Below are 21,312 nucleotides of genomic sequence, written 5' to 3' on the forward strand. Positions count from 1 at the left end.
AAGCCCCTCCTTACAAAAGGAGGGGCTTACATGTATTTCTATTATGATAAAGCAGGAGCTTTTTCAAGAAGCTCTTTCGCATCAGCGTATTGTAAACCGTGAGCTTCTGCAACTGCTTCGAATGTTACATATCCATCTAATGTGTTAATACCTTTTAGTAATGCAGTGTTACCTAAGCAAGCATCTTTGTAGCCTTTGTTCGCAATTTGTACTGCATATGGTACTGTTACGTTTGTTAATGCAAGAGTTGATGTACGTGGAACTGCTCCTGGCATATTAGCAACTGCATAATGAACAACACCATGTTTTTCGTAAGTTGGGTTGTCGTGAGTTGTAATACGGTCAGTTGTTTCGAAAATACCACCTTGGTCAATCGCGATATCTACAACGACAGAACCTGGTTCCATTGATTGAATCATTTCTTCTGTTACAAGTTTTGGCGCTTTTGCACCTGGAATTAATACTGCTCCAATAACAAGGTCAGATTCTTTTACAGCTTCTGCAATGTTGTATGGATTAGACATTAACGTTTTTACTTGGTTACCGAAAATGTCATCTAGTTGACGAAGACGCTCTGCACTTAAGTCGATGATTGTTACATCTGCACCTAAACCTACTGCAATCTTAGCTGCGTTTGTACCAGCTTGACCACCGCCGATAATTGTTACTTTGCCGCGTTTTACCCCTGGAACGCCTGCAAGTAAAATACCTTTACCGCCTTTGTTTTTCTCAAGGAATTGTGCACCGATTTGTGCAGACATACGACCAGCTACTTCACTCATAGGTGCAAGTAATGGTAAAGAACGATTGTCTAATTGCACTGTTTCGTATGCAATTGATACAACTTTGTTATCAATTAATGCTTTCGTTAATTCTGGTTCTGGAGCTAAGTGTAAGTATGTGAATAAAATTAAACCTTCGCGGAAATAGCCGTATTCACTTGCAACTGGCTCTTTTACCTTCATAACCATATCTTGATTCCATGCTTCTTCAGCAGTTTCGACAAGTTTCGCACCAGCTTGTACGTATTCTTCATCTGTAAAGCCTGATCCTATACCTGCTCCTTTTTGAACAAAAACTTCATGACCATTTTGTACTAAATGTACAGCTCCCGCTGGCGTCATCGCCACGCGGTTTTCATTGTTTTTAATTTCTGTTGGAATACCGATACGCATTATTAGTTCCCCCTTGAGTTATGAAATGACCCCTGAATCATTTTTTAAAGCGCTTTCTACGCTCTTATATTTTAACATAATATCTCAATATTTGACAAAAAATAATACAAGTTTTCCGATAGATTTAATCTTACATTAAAGGACAGTATTATCCACACCTCTCAGCGTAAAGGATAAACTGTCCAATTATTCAAAACTTCACCTTATTTCGCTCTATCGATGTCTATGAATAACATCTACTGCACCAGTTACTTCAATAATTGTACCGGTAATCATATCGGAATCGTCTTCACATAAAAACGAAATCGTTCTTGCGATATCTTCACCTGTTCCAGATCTACCAATTGGTGTGTTATGTTCTTTCAACTGACGTGCTTCTTGAATTGTCGCTTCTTTCATTTCACCAATAATATCACCAGGACATACCATATTTGCAGTAATACCATTTTCTGCTTCTTCGTAAGCAATTGTTTTCGTTAATGAAACAAGTCCTACTTTCGCTGCTGCAAAAGCTGAACGATAAATCCATCCCGGTGCGCTATCTGCCCCTTGGAATCCGTAATTAATAATACGGCCAAAGTTCTGTTTTCTCATAACCGGAACGACAAGTTTCAACAAATGAAACACCGCTGTTAAATTGCCCTGAATCATTTCATTCCATTCGTCTTCTTCATAATCGACTAACTTTTTTCGTTCAAATACATATGGACCAGCATTATTAATTAAAAAGTCAATTTTACCAAAACGGCTTATCGCTTCTTCTACTATTTTATGTAAATCTTCCTTTTTCGTGACATCCGCTTGCACGAATTGTAGACGCTCTTCCATATTTTTATATGTTTCTTTCATCGTTTCCATAGCAGTTATATCGCTATGATATGTTACTGTTACTGAATACCCTTTAGCCAATAACTTTTCTGTTACTTGCTTTCCTAAACCTTTCGTACCGGCTGTAATGAGCGCGTGTCTCACAAACATGCCTCCTTTTAAATTGCTATACTTCATATGTAACAAGTTCTCGCCTCAATTACAACTAAAATGAATTAAAGCAAAGTTTTCAAAATTCTGTAACGTTTCCGGCAAGCACATTACCAAAATTTGTTTTATAATAAAGTTGTAAACGGTAATAAAAATGATTGGGAGGAATTTACTATGAATAATACATATACAAATATTTTAATCGCGGTGGATGGTTCTAAAGAAGCAGAAAGAGCTTTTAAAAAAGCAATTCAAGTCGCAAAACGCAACAATGCAACATTAACAATTGCTCATATCGTTGATGTAAAAGCATACTCAGCAGTAGAAGCTTATAGCCGCGCAATTGCTGAACGTGCAAATCTATTTGCAGAAGACTTATTAGAAGACTACAAAAAAACTGCGCTTGAAGCTGGCCTTGAAAAAATTGAAACTGTATTAGAATTTGGTAATCCTAAATCTAAAATTTCAAAAGAAATCGCTCCAAACCATAAAGTAGATTTAATTATGTGTGGTGCAACTGGTTTAAATGCTGTTGAGCGTTTCCTAATTGGTAGCGTCTCTGAACATATTATTCGCTATGCGAAATGCGATGTCCTTGTTGTTCGTGGTGATGAGGAGCAAGGTGATCTTTAATTTATAAATAAAACACCAAGTCCAGATGGGCTTGGTGTTTTTCATTTCACATATTTTATTAGAAATACAAGACAAGCCATAGCAACAACGGTAATTGCCAATATATAAGGAGGTAGGAACTTCAAAGACCATAATGCCATCATGATCGTCGCAACCGTTAAGTACGTTTGCTTTGCATCTTCTGTCATTTTTTTACGAAGCAAGAATACATACAAATAACCAATTGGCGGCGTCATAAAGCAAAGAACATATATGATTTTTGATTTCAAATACCATTTTTGTTCTCCGAGTTTCTTTATATCTTCTTCTATTCTCTTATGCTCTCGTTCTCTCGCTTCTTCTCCAAGCGGATCTTCCTCTTCTCCTCGCTTTTCTTTCATATAAGGAAGAAAATGCATAAAAAAATAACATGCAAATACGATTGCCCAAAATTCAATATCCAATCTTTCTAGTGGAATATGCTCACTAAAAAATGCAGCAGCAATCACTAAAGAAAAACAATACGTTGTCATCCAAAAGGAACGTTTTCTCTTTTTCCGTTCCATTTCTTTTTTATTTTGTACATGTTTTCTTTTTGAAAGCCATATTGAAATACAGCAATCTACTACAAATAGAATAAAGATAAATATCCCAACGTGTACTGTTTCTACATCCTCAAATGAAAAGATATTTGGGAATGCAACATGTAATACAATTAGCGTGTACAAAATTATCCCTATAAAATAAAGTGAAACTTTAATCAGTGGGGGGGTTTTGTTCATCCCCCACTGATTATTAGTTGAACCAATCGGGCTTTTATGGGCAGTTGATCCCCACCTAACTTCTTTGCTTTCGCTAAATTTTGAGGTGGGGGTCTTACTGCCCGTTAATGCGGGATAAATACGTCTCATTTTCCATTCCTTTCTTATTTCCTAACTTTAGGTTAACATACATTTTTTAGAAATAGACGGACAAAATATATATGTTAAAAAAGGAGGATGCTATATGAATGATTCTGAACGTATTATTTTAGATGTGAACGGGAAAGAGCTCGAAATGTTAGATACACTCCGTACACATTTTAAAGAAAAACATGGTGTGGAACTAAGTAATGGTGCATTACTTAGAGATTTGATGGATATTGAGTATATTCGAATTACGGAAGATCGACATAAGTATGATTGATACATTATAAGCCTGGAGCACATTGCTCTAGGCTTACTTACATCCACACGGAAAATGTTATAATTAGGAAAAAGTGTGGAGGATACGAAAATATGAAATCTGAAAATATCTCAAAACATTTTCATACATTACATGTACAAAGGAACGAGTTCCTTCCTCAGCTCCATTCACTATCCCAAGAAGAACTATGGTATAGAACAGAGGACAAAAAATGGTCTACTGGTGAACACTTTTATCACTTATATTTAATTGCAAAGATGCTCAAAGTAGCGATTAAATTCTCTTTCACTCTTATCCCTTATGCAAAACTAAGAAGAAATGCCCCATTTGCAACTGACATACATGACATTTATGCCGAATATAAAGAAAAGCATGGCAAGGGAATGAGAGCTCCTTGGATTTTAATCCCCTCAAAAAAAGTCTATCACTCTATGAATATAACTGAATTAGAACAATTACTTACACGTGAAACAGATGAAATAAAAAAGCTCGTTCAAAATATAGAAGAAAATATTGCAGGACATATCGTATTTTTAGATCCAATTGCTCACTATCCTAACCTGATTCAATCTATTCAACTATTAGCGATACATGAAAAACATCATTTTATGATTATGAAACATAACTATGAAATGATAGATACTCCCCTAAAAATCTAAATACAAAAAGGTAAGGTACTTTCTAAAAAAGTACCTTACCTTCTATATTATGCATCATTTAATACCTACAAACTCTACCGTTAATTCCTTCGCCTTCTCCAAAGCTTTTTCAATTTGCTCAAATCCTGTCCCGCCAGCACTGTTACGACGCTTTACAGCTGCATATGGTGAAAGAACTTCATACAAATCTTCTTCAAATAACGGACTCATTTCTTTATATGTTGCAAGTGGTACATCTACTAAATAAATTCCTTTTTGTGTGCAGTGTAGCACTAGCTTCCCAACAATTTCATGAGCTTGACGGAATGGTAGTCCTTTGTTTGCTAAGTAGTCAGCAATTTCTGTTGCGTTAGAGAAATCTTGCGTCACAGCTTGCCCCATTTTTTCTTTGTTTACAGTCATCGTCTCTAGCATGCCTGCCATAATATGAAGGCAGCCTTCTACTGTTTTTACTGTATCAAACATTCCTTCTTTATCTTCTTGCAAGTCTTTATTGTAAGCGAGCGGTAATCCTTTCATGACTGTAAATAAACTAAATAAATTACCGTATACTCTGCCTGTTTTACCGCGGATTAGTTCCGCCATATCTGGATTTTTCTTTTGCGGCATAATGCTGCTTCCCGTTGCGTATTGATCGCTCATTTCAATAAATTGAAACTCTTGGCTACTCCATAAAATAAGTTCTTCGCAAAAGCGTGATAAGTGCATCATGAGCATAGATGAGTTACTTAGGAACTCCAGTATGAAATCACGATCGCTTACTGCATCTAAACTATTTTCATAGATTCCATTAAATCCAAGAAGCTCCGCACTATATTCTCGGTCAATCGGGAATGTTGTCCCTGCTAATGCTCCTGCTCCTAATGGTGAAATGTTAATGCGCTTTAATGAATCTTCATAACGATTCACATCACGCTCTAACATCCAAAAGTAAGCGAGAATATGATGTGCAAATGAAATTGGCTGCGCACGCTGCAAATGCGTATAACCAGGCATAATGGTTTCAATATTATTTTCTGCTTGATGAACAAGAACAGTTTGCAATTGTTTTGTAGCTTTTATAATATGTTCTACTTTTTCTTTCAAATATAAATGCATATCAGTCGCTACTTGATCATTACGGCTTCGTCCTGTATGAAGTTTCCCTCCTACTTCACCGATTTGTTCAATTAACATTTTTTCAATGTTTAAATGAATATCTTCTGCTTCTACCGAGAATTGAAGCTTATTCTCTTTTGCTTCTTTTAATAAATACTGAAGCCCTACCTTTATTTTCTCTGCTTCTTCTTTCGTAACGATACCTTGCTTTGCTAGCATCGTTACGTGCGCAATACTTCCCTTTATATCTTGATTTACTAATTGTTGATCGAAGGAGATGGATGCTCCAAACTCTTCAACCCACGCTTCCGCTTCTTCTGTAAAACGTCCGCCCCAAAGTTTGCTCACGCTTCCACCTTCTTTTGATTCACTTGGCTGTATACTTTCGTCGGTAAACCGAATAATGAAATGAATCCAACTGCTGCATCATGATTAAATTCGTCCTGAGCAGTATATGTTGCTAATTTTTCGTCATATAAAGAGTACTCAGATTTACGTCCTTCTACAATCGCATGGCCTTTAAATAATTTCACACGCACTGTACCTGTTACATTTTTTTGCGTTTCTTGTAAGAAAGCATGAAGCGCTTGTTTTAAAGGAGAGAACCATAAACCGTTATAAATAAGTTCTGTTATTTTCTGCTCAATCACCGGTTTAAAATGTGCTACTTCTTTTACGTGCGTTAAATCTTCTAGCTCTTTATGTGCTGTGATTAACGTCATTGCCGCTGGACATTCGTATACTTCACGCGATTTAATACCAACGAGGCGATTTTCTACGTGATCGATACGTCCAACGCCATGTTTTCCAGCAAGCGCATTTAACGTTTTAATTAATTCTGAAAGTGAATATGCAGTGCCATTTAAAGTAGTCGGTACACCTGCTTCAAAGCCGATTTCTACAAACTCTGGTTTATTCAGTGTATCTTCTAATGCCAATGTCATCTCATACGCATCTTCTGGCGGCGCTGCCCATGGATCTTCTAAAATACCACATTCGTTACTGCGTCCCCATAAGTTTTGATCGATTGAAAACGGGCTGTCTAAATTAATCGGAATGGGTACATCGTTTTCTTTTGCATATGCAATTTCTTCTTCACGTGACCATTTCCATTCACGTACAGGCGCAATCACTTCTAAGTAAGGATTTAACGCTTGAATAGAAACTTCAAAACGAACTTGATCATTCCCTTTCCCTGTACATCCGTGTGCAACTGCAGTCGCCCCTTCTTGTTCTGCAATTTCTACTAATTTCTTAGCGATAAGTGGACGAGATAATGCAGAAACGAGAGGGTATTTCCCTTCGTATAACGTGTGCGCTTGCATCGCCATCAATGCATATTCATTTGCAAATTCCTCTTGAACATCAATCATATATGATTTAATTGCACCTACTGAAAGTGCCTTTTCTTTTACGAATGCTAAGTCTTTACCTTCCCCTAAGTCTAAACAAAGCGCGATAATATCATAATTCTTCTCTTGTAACCATTTAATTGCAACGGAAGTATCAAGACCTCCAGAATATGCTAATACCACTTTTTTCTTCTCCATTTTGCATCCCCCTAAAGAATAAATATTCATTTTCTTTTATAATAATACACACTTTAACACCTTTCACAAAATGTATCAAGAGTCATTTTCAAATTTTTTCAAACAATTTCGTCGAGCTTCTTTCTGTTTTCATGTACAATATAAGCAGGAAAACGGGGGTGAACTTATGGAAAAGTATTTCTTATACGATGATCATCTAGGAATTGAAATTCCGTATTTACAAGAAGATTGGGAAGATATCCCCGAAAAAATACAGCATGCTATTTTATTAAAATGGGAACAAGTTCGCGGAAAGATTCCTGATCGTATAAAAGAACTCGAGCACTCTATTAATGCAAAACAGCATCATTTAAATAACGAAGAAAACTTTGAAATTTCTTGCAAACTTAATTCAGAAATTGCCGATCTCGCTTCCATCATTAATGACCTTTGGCTTTGGTATCGACTCACTCAAAATGTATCTGAGGGAAAAGCACACCAATGAAAAAAGCATGTCCCTCAATTACTTTGGGTCATGCTTTTTTGTCGTAACACGATTTACAATATATTTCTTGTGCTGTTTTCGCTAAACACAAATCGAACGGTCCAACTAATATACTTCTTTCCTTTGGCAACTTTACAAAAGCAACGAGCTCTTCTTCATATTGAATCTTTTTCTGACATGAAACGCATACTAATTCTTTTCTTTTGAACATGTCTTTTAGCATATCTTCTCTCTCCCTTTCATCTATCTATATTGATATAATCTCATAACAATTAAGACTTGTAAAAAAATGACACATTCTGAAGCAAATTATTCATATACTATGTACAAAAGGAGGTCTCAATTTTATGCGAGCTTTCATTATTATCGCTTTAACTTTTTTAAGTGTGATTAGCTGGGATGCGTTTTTTAAAGATAAAGGTGACCAGAAAGATACAACTGAATAAACGCCATCTCTTTCTTACTTATTGGACAAACATTAAAACACTGTCCAATTCTGCAAAATAACTTAGGCTTTTCTACAAAAATATTTAAACATAACAATTTTTGTAGATTTCCTCCGCTTATTGTCGGTTTCCATCCGCATACATTTTTTGAAAGTATGATATAATAATATAAATCTTGAAGGAAGGGATTTTGATATCATGATCGCTCGAAGGAGCATGTGGCATCGTATTGACGAATCATACACGTAGCGTATTTTTCAGCTCAGATACTTTAGTCTAGCGAAAAAAATACGAGAGTGGGGAAATTATGATTGCCCGAAGGATAATTTGGCAAAAAAAAGACTCTTCTTACACGTAGCGTTTTGTTTAGGACTTAATTGTTACTAGCTAAACAAAACAAAGAAGAGCAGGATTGCTAAATGAAGAATCCTACTCCACGTTTTGTTTAGTCGTTTTAAGACTTAAACTAAAACGAAGGTAGGGAGAATTGATGGACGAGAGGATTATTCGTTATTTCTTCAGCGACATATAGCGTAGTTAGTTTTTTTCGTAAACTAACTGAAGCTACATGTGAGCTCGTAGTTAGTTTACAACACAAAAAGGACTACTAACTACGGAAAGAAGGAATAACGATGAGGAACATCCAAAGTCGACAAATTATTAAAGAAATTTTTATGGTTTTAATCGGTTCATTTATTTTAGCAGCAGCGCTATATCACATTCACTTCCAAAACCACTTAACAGAAGGTGGATTTGTAGGAATTGCACTATTTATCCAAAATTTTTATGATATTTCACCATCTATTTCAACTGTAATTATGGATATCCCAATTATTTTACTATGTGCTTCATTTTTAGGTAAAAAAATGGTTGGTTATTCATTCCTAGGTTCGATTTCATTCGGAGTATTTTATTCTCTTATGGAAAATTATTCTCCATTTACGGTCGATTTATCAAATAATTTATTTATAGCTGCAGTAGTTGGCGGTGCGTTAGCTGGTATTGGACTCGGTTTTATATTGCGATTTGGCGGTGCAACCGGCGGAGACGACATTTTAACAATTGTATTAAGTAAACGAACTCGTTTTACAATTGGGCAAATTTTCTTCGTCTTTGACGCGATTGTTCTTGCGCTTTCATTATATTATTTAAATTGGACAGAAATTGCTTTTACTATTCTTTCAATTGCTGTACAGGCAAAAACATTGGATTTAATTTATTATCCAAAAGCAGAGAAAAAAGCAGAAAAGCAACCAGTATCTATTCCAATGTCCAAAAAGCATGCAACAAATTAAAAAAAGCGAAAGGCTTCGGCCTCTCGCTTTTTTTACGCTCTTTTTTCCTTCTCGACTATGTGGCGCACTTGATAAAATCTATTTGCAAATTCAGTAACATTTCTTGTTAAACGATAGTTCACTGTAGACCCGATTGCCATTCCGATTACCGGAATACCTTGGAATAATTTACGACGAAGAGCATAAATCGAAAATGTTTTCAAAATTTGTTTTAACACAACCTCAGTAGAAGCTGGTTGTAATACCGCTTCGTCTCCTTCATAGAAGAACGAATCTTCTTGCTCTAGCTCTTGCAGTAAATTGTACCATGCGTATTGCTGAAGCCTTCCTGGTAGTAATGACGCATGAAACACCTTTAACGCAAGCATCATTTCATAAGGCTTGTTCACATCATGTCCAAATGATGTTGCAATAAGTTGGACAGCCTTCACATTTAATGCAATCATAACCGGAAAATCAGCCGTTAATAATAATAAACCTCCAGCACCCGTTGCTCCGCCTTGTACGAATGAATATAGGCGATGTCGCGCTGTTTGCTGCTCTGCTATGTATGTTAACTGATCAATAGATAATGCTTTCAAATCTTCTAGTTGCTCAATTGATTCATCAAATAATCTAGACGTTCCTAAAATACGATTACGCGCGTCTAACTGTGATTGTGAACTTTGAATCAATGCATGCAAATGAAAGAGCCATCCATCTGCTTTCGTAAAGAAATCTTTTCGTTTTTTCTCAGGTAATTTCGCAATTGTCGTATGTACCCATTTATCAAACATTTTTTGAAAATCAGTCGCTTCTTGCTCAACTAATTGCGATTCCCATTCTTTTATATTGTCTAAAATGGCTTGTTCTCGCTTCGATCGCATCGTAACAACCACCTCGTTCGATTTTTTTCTATTGTAACATATTTCTGCTTATTCTTTGCAACTATGCTTGTCTATCTTCATTCACATTCCATTTTTTAGTGACATAAAATATTAGCAAAAAGGATGAGATAAATCACATGAATCTATCCAATATAAAAAAAGAATATAATGCAGTATTCAGCTTAGGACAAAACTGCTGGCCTGCTTGGGCGTTATATCAATTCGAATTATCACCCTTTTTTGGTGTTATCGATTTTATGCTAAGCCCTTCATTAGAAAAAGTGAATGTATTATTACAAAATCGATTTGACCGTTTTCTACAGTTCGAAAACTTATCTTTCATCTCATTTTGGGATGATGGTGCGAAATTAAGACTCCGTGACAACCTATATGAAATCGACTCCTGCCACGACTTTAAAACAGATGTAAACACACCAACTTCTTGGCCTTCTTATACAGAAGTTAAGTTAAACTATGAGCATCGAATTCATCGTTTTCTAACTACAATTGAAACGGCAGAATCCATATTGTTTATTCGAACTGGAGGAACATACGAAGAAGCGCATTCCTTGGAACACATTTTATCTCAAATAGTTAAACATAAATTCTCTGTCCTATTACTACTTCCTGCAGATGTACCAACTGTTGCCCAAGAAGATTGGGGATTACAAAATATTTGCGTTATAAAATGCCCTATTATGGATGTATACCAGTACAATGAAGCATTTTGGAGTGACCTATTTGATGGACTCACGATTAGAACGCAGTCCTAAATACACGATACTTTTTATTACAAAACACATTATAATCATCCTTATACAAAAGAAATAAGGAGTGATTATATATGTATCCACGTGCAAAAGCTTTTGGCATTGCTATACATCACGGTAGACTTCTCGTACAAGAATATCATACTGGCGATGAAACATATTACCGACCTCTTGGCGGTTCAATTGAACTTGGTGAAAAATCAGCACATACCGTTATTCGCGAATTTCAAGAAGAGCTTCACACAGAAGTGGAAATCATCAATTATTTAGGCTGCTTAGAAAACATCTTTCATCTAGATGGAGAAATTGGTCATGAAATCATTCAGCTATATTCTTTACGCTTATTAGACATGTCACTATATGAAATGGAAATACTGAATATACAAGATGAACAAACACTGTCATACGCAAAATGGATTTCCCTCACTGCATTCATTCAAAAAGAGAAAGCACTATATCCAGATGGAATCTTGAAATATATCCAACAGAAAAAAGACGAAACCCTATAGGATCTCGTCTTTTTTTCATATAGTATATTAACCAATATCTCCAAGACGTAGTACGTCACGAGCGATCATAACTTCTTCGTCAGTTGGAATTACGATAATTTTTACTGGAGAGTGTGGGAAGCTGATGAATGCTTCTTCACCAAATACGTTATTACGTTTTACGTCGAAGTATACGCCCATGTACTCAAGGCCTTCTAATACACGCTCACGAATAATCGCACTGTTTTCACCTACACCAGCTGTAAAGATGATAGCGTCAACACCTTTCATACGAGCTGTGTAAGAACCGATGTATTTGTGGATACGGCTTACGAATACATCAAGTGCTACTTTCGCACGGTGGTCGCCTTCTTCTTCTTTCGCAATGATGTCACGTAGGTCACTAGAGTAACCAGTAAGACCTAACATACCACTCTTCTTGTTTAATACGTTAACTACTTCTTCTACTGTTTGGCCTGTTTTTTCCATGATGTATGGAATTAACGCAGGGTCAAGGTTACCAGAACGTGTACCCATTGTTACACCAGCAAGTGGAGTGAAGCCCATAGAAGTATCGATAGATTTACCGCCTTCTACTGCTGCGATACTTGCACCGTTACCTAAGTGACAAGAAAGTAAGCTTAAGCTTTCAAGTGGACGACCTAATAATTCAGCCGCACGCTCAGTTACGTATTTATGAGAAGTTCCGTGGAAACCGTATTTACGGATACCGAATTTTTCATAGTACTCATATGGTAGGCTGTATAAGAATGCAGATTCCGGCATTGTTTGGTGGAATGCTGTATCGAATACTGCTACTGCTGGTACATTTGGTAATACTTCTTGGAATGCTTTAATACCAACAAGGTTTGCTGGGTTATGAAGTGGCGCTAAATCGCTTAACTCTTCGATATCAGCTAATACTTCATCAGTAATTAAAACAGAGTCAGCAAATTTTTCGCCGCCGTGAACAACACGGTGACCGATACCGCCAATCTCATCTAGAGACTTAACGATTCCGTTTTCAGTTAATTTTTTAAGAAGCATATTTACTGCTACTGCATGATCTGGAATATTTGTAATTTCTTTTTGTTTTTCGCCATCTACAGTAATAGTGAAGATACTATCTTCTAAACCGATACGTTCTACTAAACCTTTTGTTAATACTGTTTCACTTGGCATTTCAAATAATTGGAATTTTAAGGAAGAGCTTCCTGCGTTAATCGCGATGATTTTTGACATCTAGTCTTTCGCCCCTTTTTCTCTTGGTAGTTGTGTGGATATGTCCACAAACCGCTCGATTTTATCTGATCAAATTCACTAAATATGAAAACGTTTCATCATTAGTGAATTTTATACTCACGATTTTAATTTAAACATCGTCCGACATATATTTCAAGTGAAAAAATTGTAACACCAAGAAAAAATATATATTACAGATTTCAAAAAAATTCAGTTTAATCTAGTATATATTTAAAAATATGACATATCATATAAAACTGTACTACATGAATTACTAACCCTGTTACATATACCTCGCCTTATTTGTGGGTTGCAAACCAAGTATTTAATTGATCCATAATGTTCTCCATCGCCTTCATGTTGGAGAATTTAGGTAACTCCACTAATAACGCCTGTTTTGGCATTGTTACACTAGGACCTTTCTTTTGGAGAACAAATATACTTTTTGCATTTTTCTCGTTTTTAAACATGGAAACAGGTAGCTGTAATAGCCCTTGAATAAAACATGTTTCTTTAATAAATGCATGTAATTTTGGTGCTTGATCACTTTCAAAAATGAAGTTTGGTACTAGGAAGAATAAGTACCCGCCTTCTTTCGTATGTTTCACACTTTGTTCAATAAATAGGTGATGGGCATACGACATTCCTTCATCTGCTTTTAACTTATATTCGCTTGCACCGATTTCATTTGGATAGTAACCAATCGGTAAGTCTGAAACGACTGCATCAACCGGATCGATATAAAGTGGCGCTAGTCCATCTTGATGGAAGAATTCGATTGCATGCTTTTGTAAATTCGCATTTACTAAAGCAAGTTTAATTAGTACTTCATCCACTTCTACACCAAATCCACTCATTGCTAGTCCTTCTTTGGCGCTATTAAATACTGTAGTCATTAAGTTACCTGTTCCAATTGCAGGATCTAAAACAGTAATTTCGTTTTGCCCTTGCATAAATTTATGGAATAAGTAGCTCATGAACATTCCAACTGCATCAGGCGTCATTTCGTGATTCGCTTGCACGCCTTCTTTCATTCCTTTTAAGATGGCTAACTGAAATGCTTTACGAATTTCTTCCCCTTTATATGTTTCTTCATTAAACGTACTATATTCACGATTCAGCCTTTCAATTGCTGATTCGGATAATTCCTCTTGTAAAATTGCTCCTTCAAACAAGTTATCACCTGTTTCTACAAGCGCCTCTAAATATGTTACATCTAATTCTTTACGTAAAACTACCGCAGAAGAATCAAAAATAGAAAATAATGTTTCTACTGTCTGACTCACGTACATTCCTCCTTCTCTCTTTTACACATAACTTATATCATACCACAAAGTGTTTTTTTCCAAAAAGAAAAAGCGACCTCCTACAAAGAGCTCCCCTTTAAGTTATATATGATATAACGTTTTTTCTCATATATTGGTACCATTACGCAGCAATATATGAGAAAAAACGACCTCTTTATAAGAGGTCATTTCTTTCACATTATTTTGCCGCTTTAGCTGCTTCTAATGCTGCTTCATAGTTTGGATGGCTTGTACCTTCGCTTACGTATTCTGCGTAAACTACTTTGTCGTTGCTATCTACTACGAATACTGCACGAGCAAGTAAACGAAGCTCTTTCATTACTAAGCCGTAAGCTTCACCGAATGAAAGGTCACGGTGGTCAGAAAGTGTTACAACATTTTCTAAACCGTTTGCTGCACACCAACGTTTTTGAGCGAATGGTAGGTCAGCGCTAATTGTTAATACTTTCGCGTTTTCAATACCTGCTGCATCTTGGTTAAAACGACGTGTTTGTGCATCACACACACCTGTGTCGATTGAAGGTACAACACTAATTAATTTTACTTCGCCTTTGTATGTTTCTAAACTTACTGGAGATAAGTCATTTGCTAATACTTGGAATTTTGGCGCTTGATCGCCAACTTTAACTTCTGTTCCAACTAAAGTCATTGGGTTACCTTTAAAAGTTACGTTTGCCACTTGAAAATCCTCCTTTTAATAAAACAAAGTATGTATAGTGTTAATGATAGTCATAATGCTCCTAAAACACAAATAAAACCAACTCAATTTATATATTTTTTTTAATTACTCTTTCCTATTGCTCTTGCTGCTGTAAAAGTGCTTGTATATCTTCCACATCAATCATATATTTTTGTTTTTCCATACGATGCTCTACTGGTAAAGTCGCAATACGGTAATCAAGATTTTTCATTGCTTGTTCAATAATTTTACGAGCTAAACCTGCATTTCCATACGTTTTATCACGATTTTCATATAGATAAGTAAAATAGTCAACAAGCATATTTCTCGCCTCAGCTGACATATGATACTGCTTTTTCGTCATATAATAACCCGAAATTCGTATCATTTCTTCTGGTGTATAGTCTTCAAATACAAGGCGATAATCAAAACGACGGCGCAGCCCTTTATTGCTATCAAGAAATTCTTCCATCTCATCTTCATACCCTGCAACTAACACAATAAATTCACCGCGTCTATCTTCCATTTGTTTTAACAATAATTCCACCGCTATATGTCCTACATCATTGCTCCCTTTATTCGTCAACGTATATGCTTCATCAATAAACAGCGTACCGCCCATTGCCTGTTGTAATACATTCGCTGTTTTCTCTTCTGTACCACCTTGAAATTTATCAACTAACTCTTTACGGTCCACTTCAATACAATCACCGCGTTCTAAAATTCCAAGCGCTTCATATACCTTCGCAATAATTCGAGCAACCTCAGTCTTCCCTGTCCCTGGATTACCAATTAATGAAATGTGCATTGAAAGTTCACTTATATCCTTACCCTCTTCCTGATAATAAGAAACAAGCTGGATTAATCTTTGGATTTCTTCTTTTACCTTCGTTAAACCAATCAAATCATTTAGACGATCCATTTGTTCTTGTAATAACTTCTCATTAATTGGAACGGCTACTTTTTTCTCCCCTTTTTGTTGGAACACTTTTTCAACATCTTCTAAATGAATGGTCGTTAGTACTTCTCTCTTCCTCCACTCACTTCTCGGTAACGCTCTAATTCGATCAGAATGTAACACTTTCCATTTATCCACCTGTTCTCGAACCATCCGTGCATTCCCAAAATGTTCATTGCGTTTTCTATACAACTCTACAAACTGTTCATACACATATTTTTGTGCTTCTGGTGTTAACTCGTACTGTTTATCTTCTAACAACCTATTTCCAATTTCCATTAATTCATCTGGCGTATAATCCTCGAATTTCATATAAGATACAAAGCGACTTTTCAACCCTGGATTTGAAGCAATAAAGCGCTCCATCTCTTTTTCGTAACCAGCAACTACACATAAGAATTCTCCACGATGATTCTCAAGGGCTGCTAATAAAACATCAATAACTTGGTTACCAAAGTCACGGCTACTATCTTCTACACTCAACGAATAGGCTTCATCAATAAATAAAACACCACCCATTGCTTCATCAATATATCCCTTTGTCTTCTCTTCAGAATGTCCAATATACGAACCAACTAAATCTTCACGCTTCACTTCTACAATATGCCCTTTTTCAAGCAATCCGAGCGCTTTATACACTTTGCCAAGTAAACGAGCAATCGTAGTTTTTCCTGTACCAGGATTTCCATAAAAAACAGTATGTTTCGGCTTTATTTCATCTCCTGAATCAAGTCCGGCAGCTTTACGATAACGACTAATTTCTACATAATTTATTAACTGTTCGATTTGCTCCTTAACACTGTCCATTCCAACAAAACGATTTAACTCCATCATAATAGCTTCTATGTCGATATCTTCTTCCTGCACTTTCACTTTCTCTACATCTTCTACCTCTTGTTTGTCCTCTCCATTGGATTTTATTCTTTGCTGGCTAACCTCTATATATGCTTTACAATTTTCTAATACAGTTGAACTGTTATCATCAATTTGATAAGCCGCTTCGTCTATATCAAAACACTTTATATCTGTGAGGTTAATCTTACTTTCAGAAGCAACTCTAATACCTATAAGAGCTTCAGAAATATTACACTTTTGAATCGTCCCTTTTACATCAGAATAGATGTCAATTGCTGGAAATTCTTTCACTTGAGATATTTCACATTGATCTATACAAAATTCACTATCTTTTACAACTAAAAATATTTGACTTTTACCATGATTAAAGTTACTTCTCCTAACATCAAATTGACTCTCTTCACTATAAATCATTGGATATTCAAATTGAGAAATACTACCGTTATAAAAAACGATACCACTGTTGTTTTTCAGATTAAGTGCATTTCCTTTACAATTTCGAATATAAATTTTATCAATTTTAGCCTGTCCTTTATCGAGCCATAAAGCGGTACCACGGCAATCATATATTTCACACTCTATGACTTCCGATTGACTATCGCTTACAATTCCAATCCCATGTAAAGCGTTATACATGTTATTTCGTTGTAACAGCGCTTCACTTTCTCCAGAAACTTTTACACATTCTTTATTAAATTCTGTTAACTTACAATCCTCAATTAAAGCAAAGCTATTTTTATTGACCACTACAGCTCCACTTTTTCCATTATGTAAATCACATTGTGTCAATGTTATCCTACTTTCATCCGCCCAAACCATCGAATCATCATTATGGAAGTGACCAATTTCGCAGTTATCTAGTATACACTCACTATTGTTTTTTACATAAACAGCATTATTATTACCTTCATGTATTTTACAGTTTGTTGATTTTAAATAACTTTGCTCACCCAAAATAACTGGATTACTTTCATTTTGAAATTGAGATATTTCACATTCTTCCAATATCACTTTGCTATCATTCTTTAAATAAATGGCGTTACTAGCACCATTATGCATTTTACATTTCCTTACTATTAGTTGGCCTTGATTCACAAATATAATAGGGTATGTTTCATTAAAGAACTGATATAATTCACATTCTTCAAACAAGCCGCCACCATTTCCCTCAAATGATACTGCATTCATTTGTCCATCATATAATTTACAATTTCTAAATGTAGGATTACTAGCATATACCGCTACAAGTTGACGTTTAAAATTAAAAATTTCACATTCCTCAACTAGCGGTTGGCTTGCTTCTTGTATAGAAAAAGCTGATGTTTGCCCATCATATATTTTACAACGTTGAATATGAGCCGTTGCTCCTACAATTTGAAAAACATTGTTTCCTGCTTTATATATTTCACAATTTTCAATGGTTGGATTGCTATTATTGTTTATATTATAAGCACTATCTGCAGTATAACTAACTTTACATTTTTTCCATACAGGTTGACTATCCTCAATCCAAATAGCTGGATATGTTTCACCTGATAAATTAAATATTTCACATTCCTCAACTAGTCCTGCACTCTGCCCTTTGAATGTTATCGCATTCGTCTTGCCATCAAACACTCTACACTGCCTTATCGTCGGCTTACTTCTATGTATAAACACCATTCCAATTTCAAAGTTAAATATCTCACAATTTTCGATTATAGGTTGGCTTTCCTCCATATAAATCCCATTGCTTTCTCCATCATGTATATTACATTTTTTTATTGCAGGAGCGCTATTCGAAATATATATAACGGGACCTTGCATATGAGATAAGTCACAATTCTCTATATTCGGCTTTCCTCCATTTTTCATATAGATTGCATTACTCGGACCGCTATGAATACGACAGTTTTTTATATTCGGGCTACTTTTACCTATAAATATAGAAGGGTACTCTTCTCCCTTCATTCCATGAATCTCACAATTCTCTATCGTTCCTTGGCTTCCTTCATTAAAATTGATTCCATTTGCATATCCACCCGTTACTTGACAAGATTGCATGTACAAGATCCCGTGGTTTTGTACCACTACCCCAGAACCCTTCCCAGGATAAATATCACACTCCTGTATTTGCAGAACCCCAAATTTACAATAGATTAAAGCATCATCTTCTGATCCGAATTGCTTAATTTGAATACCTTTTATAAAAACCTTACTGCCACTATCAATATAAATTGCTGTTTTAAACGCTTCAATGACAGTACTTTGTTTATCTCCCTCACTAATAATGTTAATATCTTTATCAATATATATATTCTCCCGATACACACCAGGCTTTACTACGATTGTAGTCCCTGACGAAGCACCTTTCACAGCATCTGAAATCGTTTTATATCTAGAAAACAATGCTTTCGATACAACAATTTCTTTCATATTTCAGCCCCACTCCTCTGCAATGTTTCATATTTTTCATTATACATAAACCTACTGTGAAACAGGGAATATTTTTCCATATAAAATAACAAAAAGAAGGGCATCTATTTCTCCCTTCTTTTTGTTATTTTATCTTTTAAATTTGAAATTCAGGATCGTCTTCTTTTCGTTTATCCATCATTTCTTTCACTTTATCAACAGCTTGTGGTGCTAATTCAATTATTTTATCGATGACGTGTGTTTGCTTATCTAAATGCAATACTTTTACACCTTCTCCATTTATTACAAGAAAAGCAACAGGATTAATAGAAACTCCTCCACCACTTCCCCCGCCAAATGGATGACGGCCTGAATGTTCTACTTTACCAAATTCACTTCCACCAGCAGCGAATCCGAAACTAACTTTTGAAACGGTAAGAATTACACTTCCATCTGCCGCTTTAATCGGATCACCAACAATTGTATTTACATCAGTCATTTGTTTTAAATGCTGCATTGCGGTTGTCATTAAACCTTGAATTGGATGTTCCACTTTATATCCCCCCTATGCTTGAACTGATTTTTCATTCGTACCAGATCTTTGTCTTCTCATAAACGTGAGTAATTTGATACCCGTTTTTATAGCACGAAATATACGAAAAGATGCTGTTAACTCACATCTTGATGCAAATCCTTTCCCTTGAAAAACAGGGGTGATTTCAAATTCTGGTACGTCAACAATATGCATATATTGTCCTACAACTCCAGCAGCCATTCCTTTTGTCCCCCATGCATATCCAGTGACAATTCCAGTACTAGCTGCATCACCTGCTCCAATTTGGGTGTGCCATTTCCAACCATTGATTTTTACTCGTTTAAGAAAATCTTTAACGATAGTATGAACTTCTTGCAGCTTTTTTATCAGTTCCCCTATACTATCAAGTTGTGCCATAATTTTATTATCAATTCCGCCGTCTTCTTCAGCTTTTTCGATTTTCTGCCCTGTCTTTTTCTGTTGTTTTTCAATTCTTTCCAATACATCAAACGTATATCGAATCATCCATATTTTCACTTGAAACAAACATTGCTTTTCCATTTCTGAATATAAAAATGTCACTTTAAGCTTTATTTTCGACAATAGTATAAGCAAAATAAAAAGGAGAAGAATTATTATTCCAATCACGAGCCACTTCATACGTATCATCCTTTCACTCCGTACCCATTATCGACAAGTTTATTCATCATTAAACAGGAACCTTTAAAATTGAATATAAAAATTTTTCTAAAAATAAAAAGGGATTTTGACATTTTATATCGAAATATATTATTTGAACATATCGTCGGGGAACATATTTGGATGATATGTAGCACGAAGAACAGAAAATTTAACTGCAGTGGAGGGATACATAATGGCAGATCGTCGCAATTTATTTTTCTTTTATGGTGATGACAAAGCAACGCTCGTTGAAAAAATGAAACCAATCTATCGTATTTTAGAAGAGAATGGTTTTACCATATTAGATCATTCAAAAAATGCAAACGCTATCGTCAGTGTTGGAGATGATGCAACTTTCTTACAAGCCGTTCGTCAAACTGGTTTTAGAGAAGATTGTTTATACGCAGGGATTTCTACGAAAGATGAAACTTCTTTCTACTGCGATTTCCATATTGATCACGTTGATACAGCCCTTCAAGAAATTACAAAAAATGAAATTGAAGTGCGAAAATATCCAACAATTCAGGTAGATGTAGATCACGGTACATCTTTCCATTGTTTAAATGAGTTCTCATTACGCTCTAGCATTATTAAAACATTCGTTGTAGATGTTCACGTTGATGATCTATATTTCGAAACATTTAGAGGGGACGGTTTAGTTGTTTCTACCCCAACAGGAAGTACAGCTTACAATAAATCATTACATGGTGCGGTTGTTGATCCGCTTATCCCATGCTTCCAAGTAAGCGAATTAGCATCTTTAAATAACAACACATACCGTACGCTCGGTTCACCATTCATTTTAAATCACGAGCGTACACTAACTTTAAAACTACGACCAGACGGTAACGATTATCCAGTTATCGGTATGGATAATGAAGCGCTTAGCATTAAACAAGTGGAAAAAGCTGTTGTACGCTTAAGCGATAAACAAATTAAAACAGTAAAATTAAAAAACAATTCCTTCTGGGAAAAAGTACAAAGAACATTTTTATAGCATGAAAATAACCGCCGAATTATGGGATCCTATAATTCGGCGGTTATTTATTTCTCTC

Annotated in this window: 21 protein-coding genes; 8 read left to right on the forward strand and 13 right to left on the reverse strand. The window is 35.6% G+C overall.

The window, feature by feature from the left end; translation table 11 throughout:
• Positions 1-41 precede the first annotated feature (41 nt).
• Positions 42-1,175 (reverse strand): alanine dehydrogenase, encoded by a 1,134-nt coding sequence (gene ald, locus ACLBWW_RS04680; protein WP_001219390.1) that lies wholly within the window; start codon positions 1,173-1,175, stop codon positions 42-44.
• 213 nt (positions 1,176-1,388) lie between these two features.
• Positions 1,389-2,180 (reverse strand): SDR family oxidoreductase, encoded by a 792-nt coding sequence (locus ACLBWW_RS04685; protein WP_048544518.1) that lies wholly within the window; start codon positions 2,178-2,180, stop codon positions 1,389-1,391.
• Positions 2,181-2,327: 147 nt separating this feature from the next.
• Here ACLBWW_RS04685 and ACLBWW_RS04690 point away from each other — a divergent pair, with 147 nt between their 5' ends.
• Positions 2,328-2,786, forward strand: a complete 459-nt coding sequence (locus tag ACLBWW_RS04690) for a universal stress protein (protein WP_001066680.1) — start codon at positions 2,328-2,330, stop codon at positions 2,784-2,786.
• 41 nt (positions 2,787-2,827) lie between these two features.
• On the opposite strand, the gene ACLBWW_RS04695 is transcribed toward ACLBWW_RS04690, so the two are convergent.
• Positions 2,828-3,547 (reverse strand): hypothetical protein, encoded by a 720-nt coding sequence (locus ACLBWW_RS04695; RefSeq protein WP_262753349.1) that lies wholly within the window; start codon positions 3,545-3,547, stop codon positions 2,828-2,830.
• Between the two features lie 223 nt (positions 3,548-3,770).
• Here ACLBWW_RS04695 and ACLBWW_RS04700 point away from each other — a divergent pair, with 223 nt between their 5' ends.
• Both ACLBWW_RS04700 and ACLBWW_RS04705 read left to right on the forward strand, forming a co-directional pair.
• Positions 3,771-3,950 carry a hypothetical protein gene (locus tag ACLBWW_RS04700; protein ID WP_000999985.1) on the forward strand — a complete coding sequence of 60 codons (180 nt, stop codon included), beginning with the start codon at positions 3,771-3,773 and terminating at the stop codon, positions 3,948-3,950.
• Between the two features lie 92 nt (positions 3,951-4,042).
• Entirely contained in the window at positions 4,043-4,609 is a 567-nt protein-coding gene (locus tag ACLBWW_RS04705; RefSeq protein WP_048544405.1) for a DinB family protein, read from the forward strand.
• A gap of 54 nt (positions 4,610-4,663) precedes the next feature.
• Here the strand turns inward: ACLBWW_RS04705 and argH are convergent, their stop codons facing one another.
• Together argH and ACLBWW_RS04715 are read right to left on the reverse strand one after the other, a co-directional pair.
• Entirely contained in the window at positions 4,664-6,055 is a 1,392-nt protein-coding gene (argH, locus tag ACLBWW_RS04710) for an argininosuccinate lyase (RefSeq protein ID WP_048544406.1), read from the reverse strand.
• The gene (locus ACLBWW_RS04715) at positions 6,052-7,257 is read right to left on the reverse strand and encodes an argininosuccinate synthase (RefSeq protein ID WP_447613919.1); all 1,206 of its coding nucleotides are present in this window, start codon (positions 7,255-7,257) and stop codon (positions 6,052-6,054) included. The genes argH and ACLBWW_RS04715 overlap by 4 nt, the downstream gene beginning before the upstream one ends.
• A 166-nt stretch (positions 7,258-7,423) precedes the next feature.
• Between ACLBWW_RS04715 and ACLBWW_RS04720 the strand changes: the two genes are divergently transcribed.
• Entirely contained in the window at positions 7,424-7,741 is a 318-nt protein-coding gene (locus ACLBWW_RS04720) for a radical SAM protein (RefSeq protein WP_088064564.1), read from the forward strand.
• A 28-nt stretch (positions 7,742-7,769) separates the two neighbouring features.
• Here ACLBWW_RS04720 and ACLBWW_RS04725 read toward each other — a convergent pair whose 3' ends face one another.
• Entirely contained in the window at positions 7,770-7,964 is a 195-nt protein-coding gene (locus ACLBWW_RS04725) for a hypothetical protein (protein WP_098200045.1), read from the reverse strand.
• Between the two features lie 855 nt (positions 7,965-8,819).
• On the opposite strand from ACLBWW_RS04725, the gene ACLBWW_RS04730 reads away from it, so the two are divergent.
• Entirely contained in the window at positions 8,820-9,482 is a 663-nt protein-coding gene (locus ACLBWW_RS04730; protein WP_048544413.1) for a YitT family protein, read from the forward strand.
• Positions 9,483-9,514: 32 nt separating this feature from the next.
• On the opposite strand, the gene ACLBWW_RS04735 is transcribed toward ACLBWW_RS04730, so the two are convergent.
• Positions 9,515-10,348 (reverse strand): EcsC family protein, encoded by an 834-nt coding sequence (locus tag ACLBWW_RS04735; RefSeq protein WP_001256871.1) that lies wholly within the window; start codon positions 10,346-10,348, stop codon positions 9,515-9,517.
• Between the two features lie 137 nt (positions 10,349-10,485).
• Between ACLBWW_RS04735 and ACLBWW_RS04740 the strand changes: the two genes are divergently transcribed.
• Positions 10,486-11,121 carry a DUF1796 family putative cysteine peptidase gene (locus tag ACLBWW_RS04740; RefSeq protein ID WP_098641767.1) on the forward strand — a complete coding sequence of 212 codons (636 nt, stop codon included), beginning with the start codon at positions 10,486-10,488 and terminating at the stop codon, positions 11,119-11,121.
• Between the two features lie 71 nt (positions 11,122-11,192).
• On the forward strand, positions 11,193-11,627 hold the full coding sequence (locus tag ACLBWW_RS04745; protein WP_098122642.1) for an NUDIX hydrolase: 435 nt from the start codon (positions 11,193-11,195) through the stop codon (positions 11,625-11,627).
• Positions 11,628-11,654: 27 nt separating this feature from the next.
• Here ACLBWW_RS04745 and ackA read toward each other — a convergent pair whose 3' ends face one another.
• From ackA to ACLBWW_RS04775, 6 genes are all read right to left on the reverse strand, one after another.
• Entirely contained in the window at positions 11,655-12,848 is a 1,194-nt protein-coding gene (gene ackA, locus ACLBWW_RS04750) for an acetate kinase (RefSeq protein ID WP_000034572.1), read from the reverse strand.
• A 299-nt stretch (positions 12,849-13,147) separates the two neighbouring features.
• Complete coding sequence (locus ACLBWW_RS04755) at positions 13,148-14,134, reverse strand: class I SAM-dependent methyltransferase (RefSeq protein WP_000084362.1); 987 nt, start codon at positions 14,132-14,134, stop codon at positions 13,148-13,150.
• A gap of 199 nt (positions 14,135-14,333) precedes the next feature.
• Entirely contained in the window at positions 14,334-14,834 is a 501-nt protein-coding gene (tpx, locus tag ACLBWW_RS04760; RefSeq protein WP_000024522.1) for a thiol peroxidase, read from the reverse strand.
• 115 nt (positions 14,835-14,949) lie between these two features.
• Positions 14,950-19,062 carry a right-handed parallel beta-helix repeat-containing protein gene (locus tag ACLBWW_RS04765; RefSeq protein WP_048544420.1) on the reverse strand — a complete coding sequence of 1,371 codons (4,113 nt, stop codon included), beginning with the start codon at positions 19,060-19,062 and terminating at the stop codon, positions 14,950-14,952.
• 136 nt (positions 19,063-19,198) lie between these two features.
• On the reverse strand, positions 19,199-19,594 hold the full coding sequence (gene ytfJ, locus ACLBWW_RS04770; RefSeq protein ID WP_048544422.1) for a GerW family sporulation protein: 396 nt from the start codon (positions 19,592-19,594) through the stop codon (positions 19,199-19,201).
• Positions 19,595-19,606: 12 nt separating this feature from the next.
• Positions 19,607-20,245 (reverse strand): DUF2953 domain-containing protein, encoded by a 639-nt coding sequence (locus ACLBWW_RS04775; RefSeq protein WP_048544424.1) that lies wholly within the window; start codon positions 20,243-20,245, stop codon positions 19,607-19,609.
• 205 nt (positions 20,246-20,450) lie between these two features.
• On the opposite strand from ACLBWW_RS04775, the gene ACLBWW_RS04780 reads away from it, so the two are divergent.
• Positions 20,451-21,254, forward strand: coding sequence for an NAD kinase (locus ACLBWW_RS04780; RefSeq protein ID WP_048544426.1), 804 nt, complete (start codon positions 20,451-20,453; stop codon positions 21,252-21,254).
• Positions 21,255-21,312: the final 58 nt, after the last annotated feature.

It is taken from the genome of Bacillus sp. M5A3_1b (assembly GCF_053345335.1).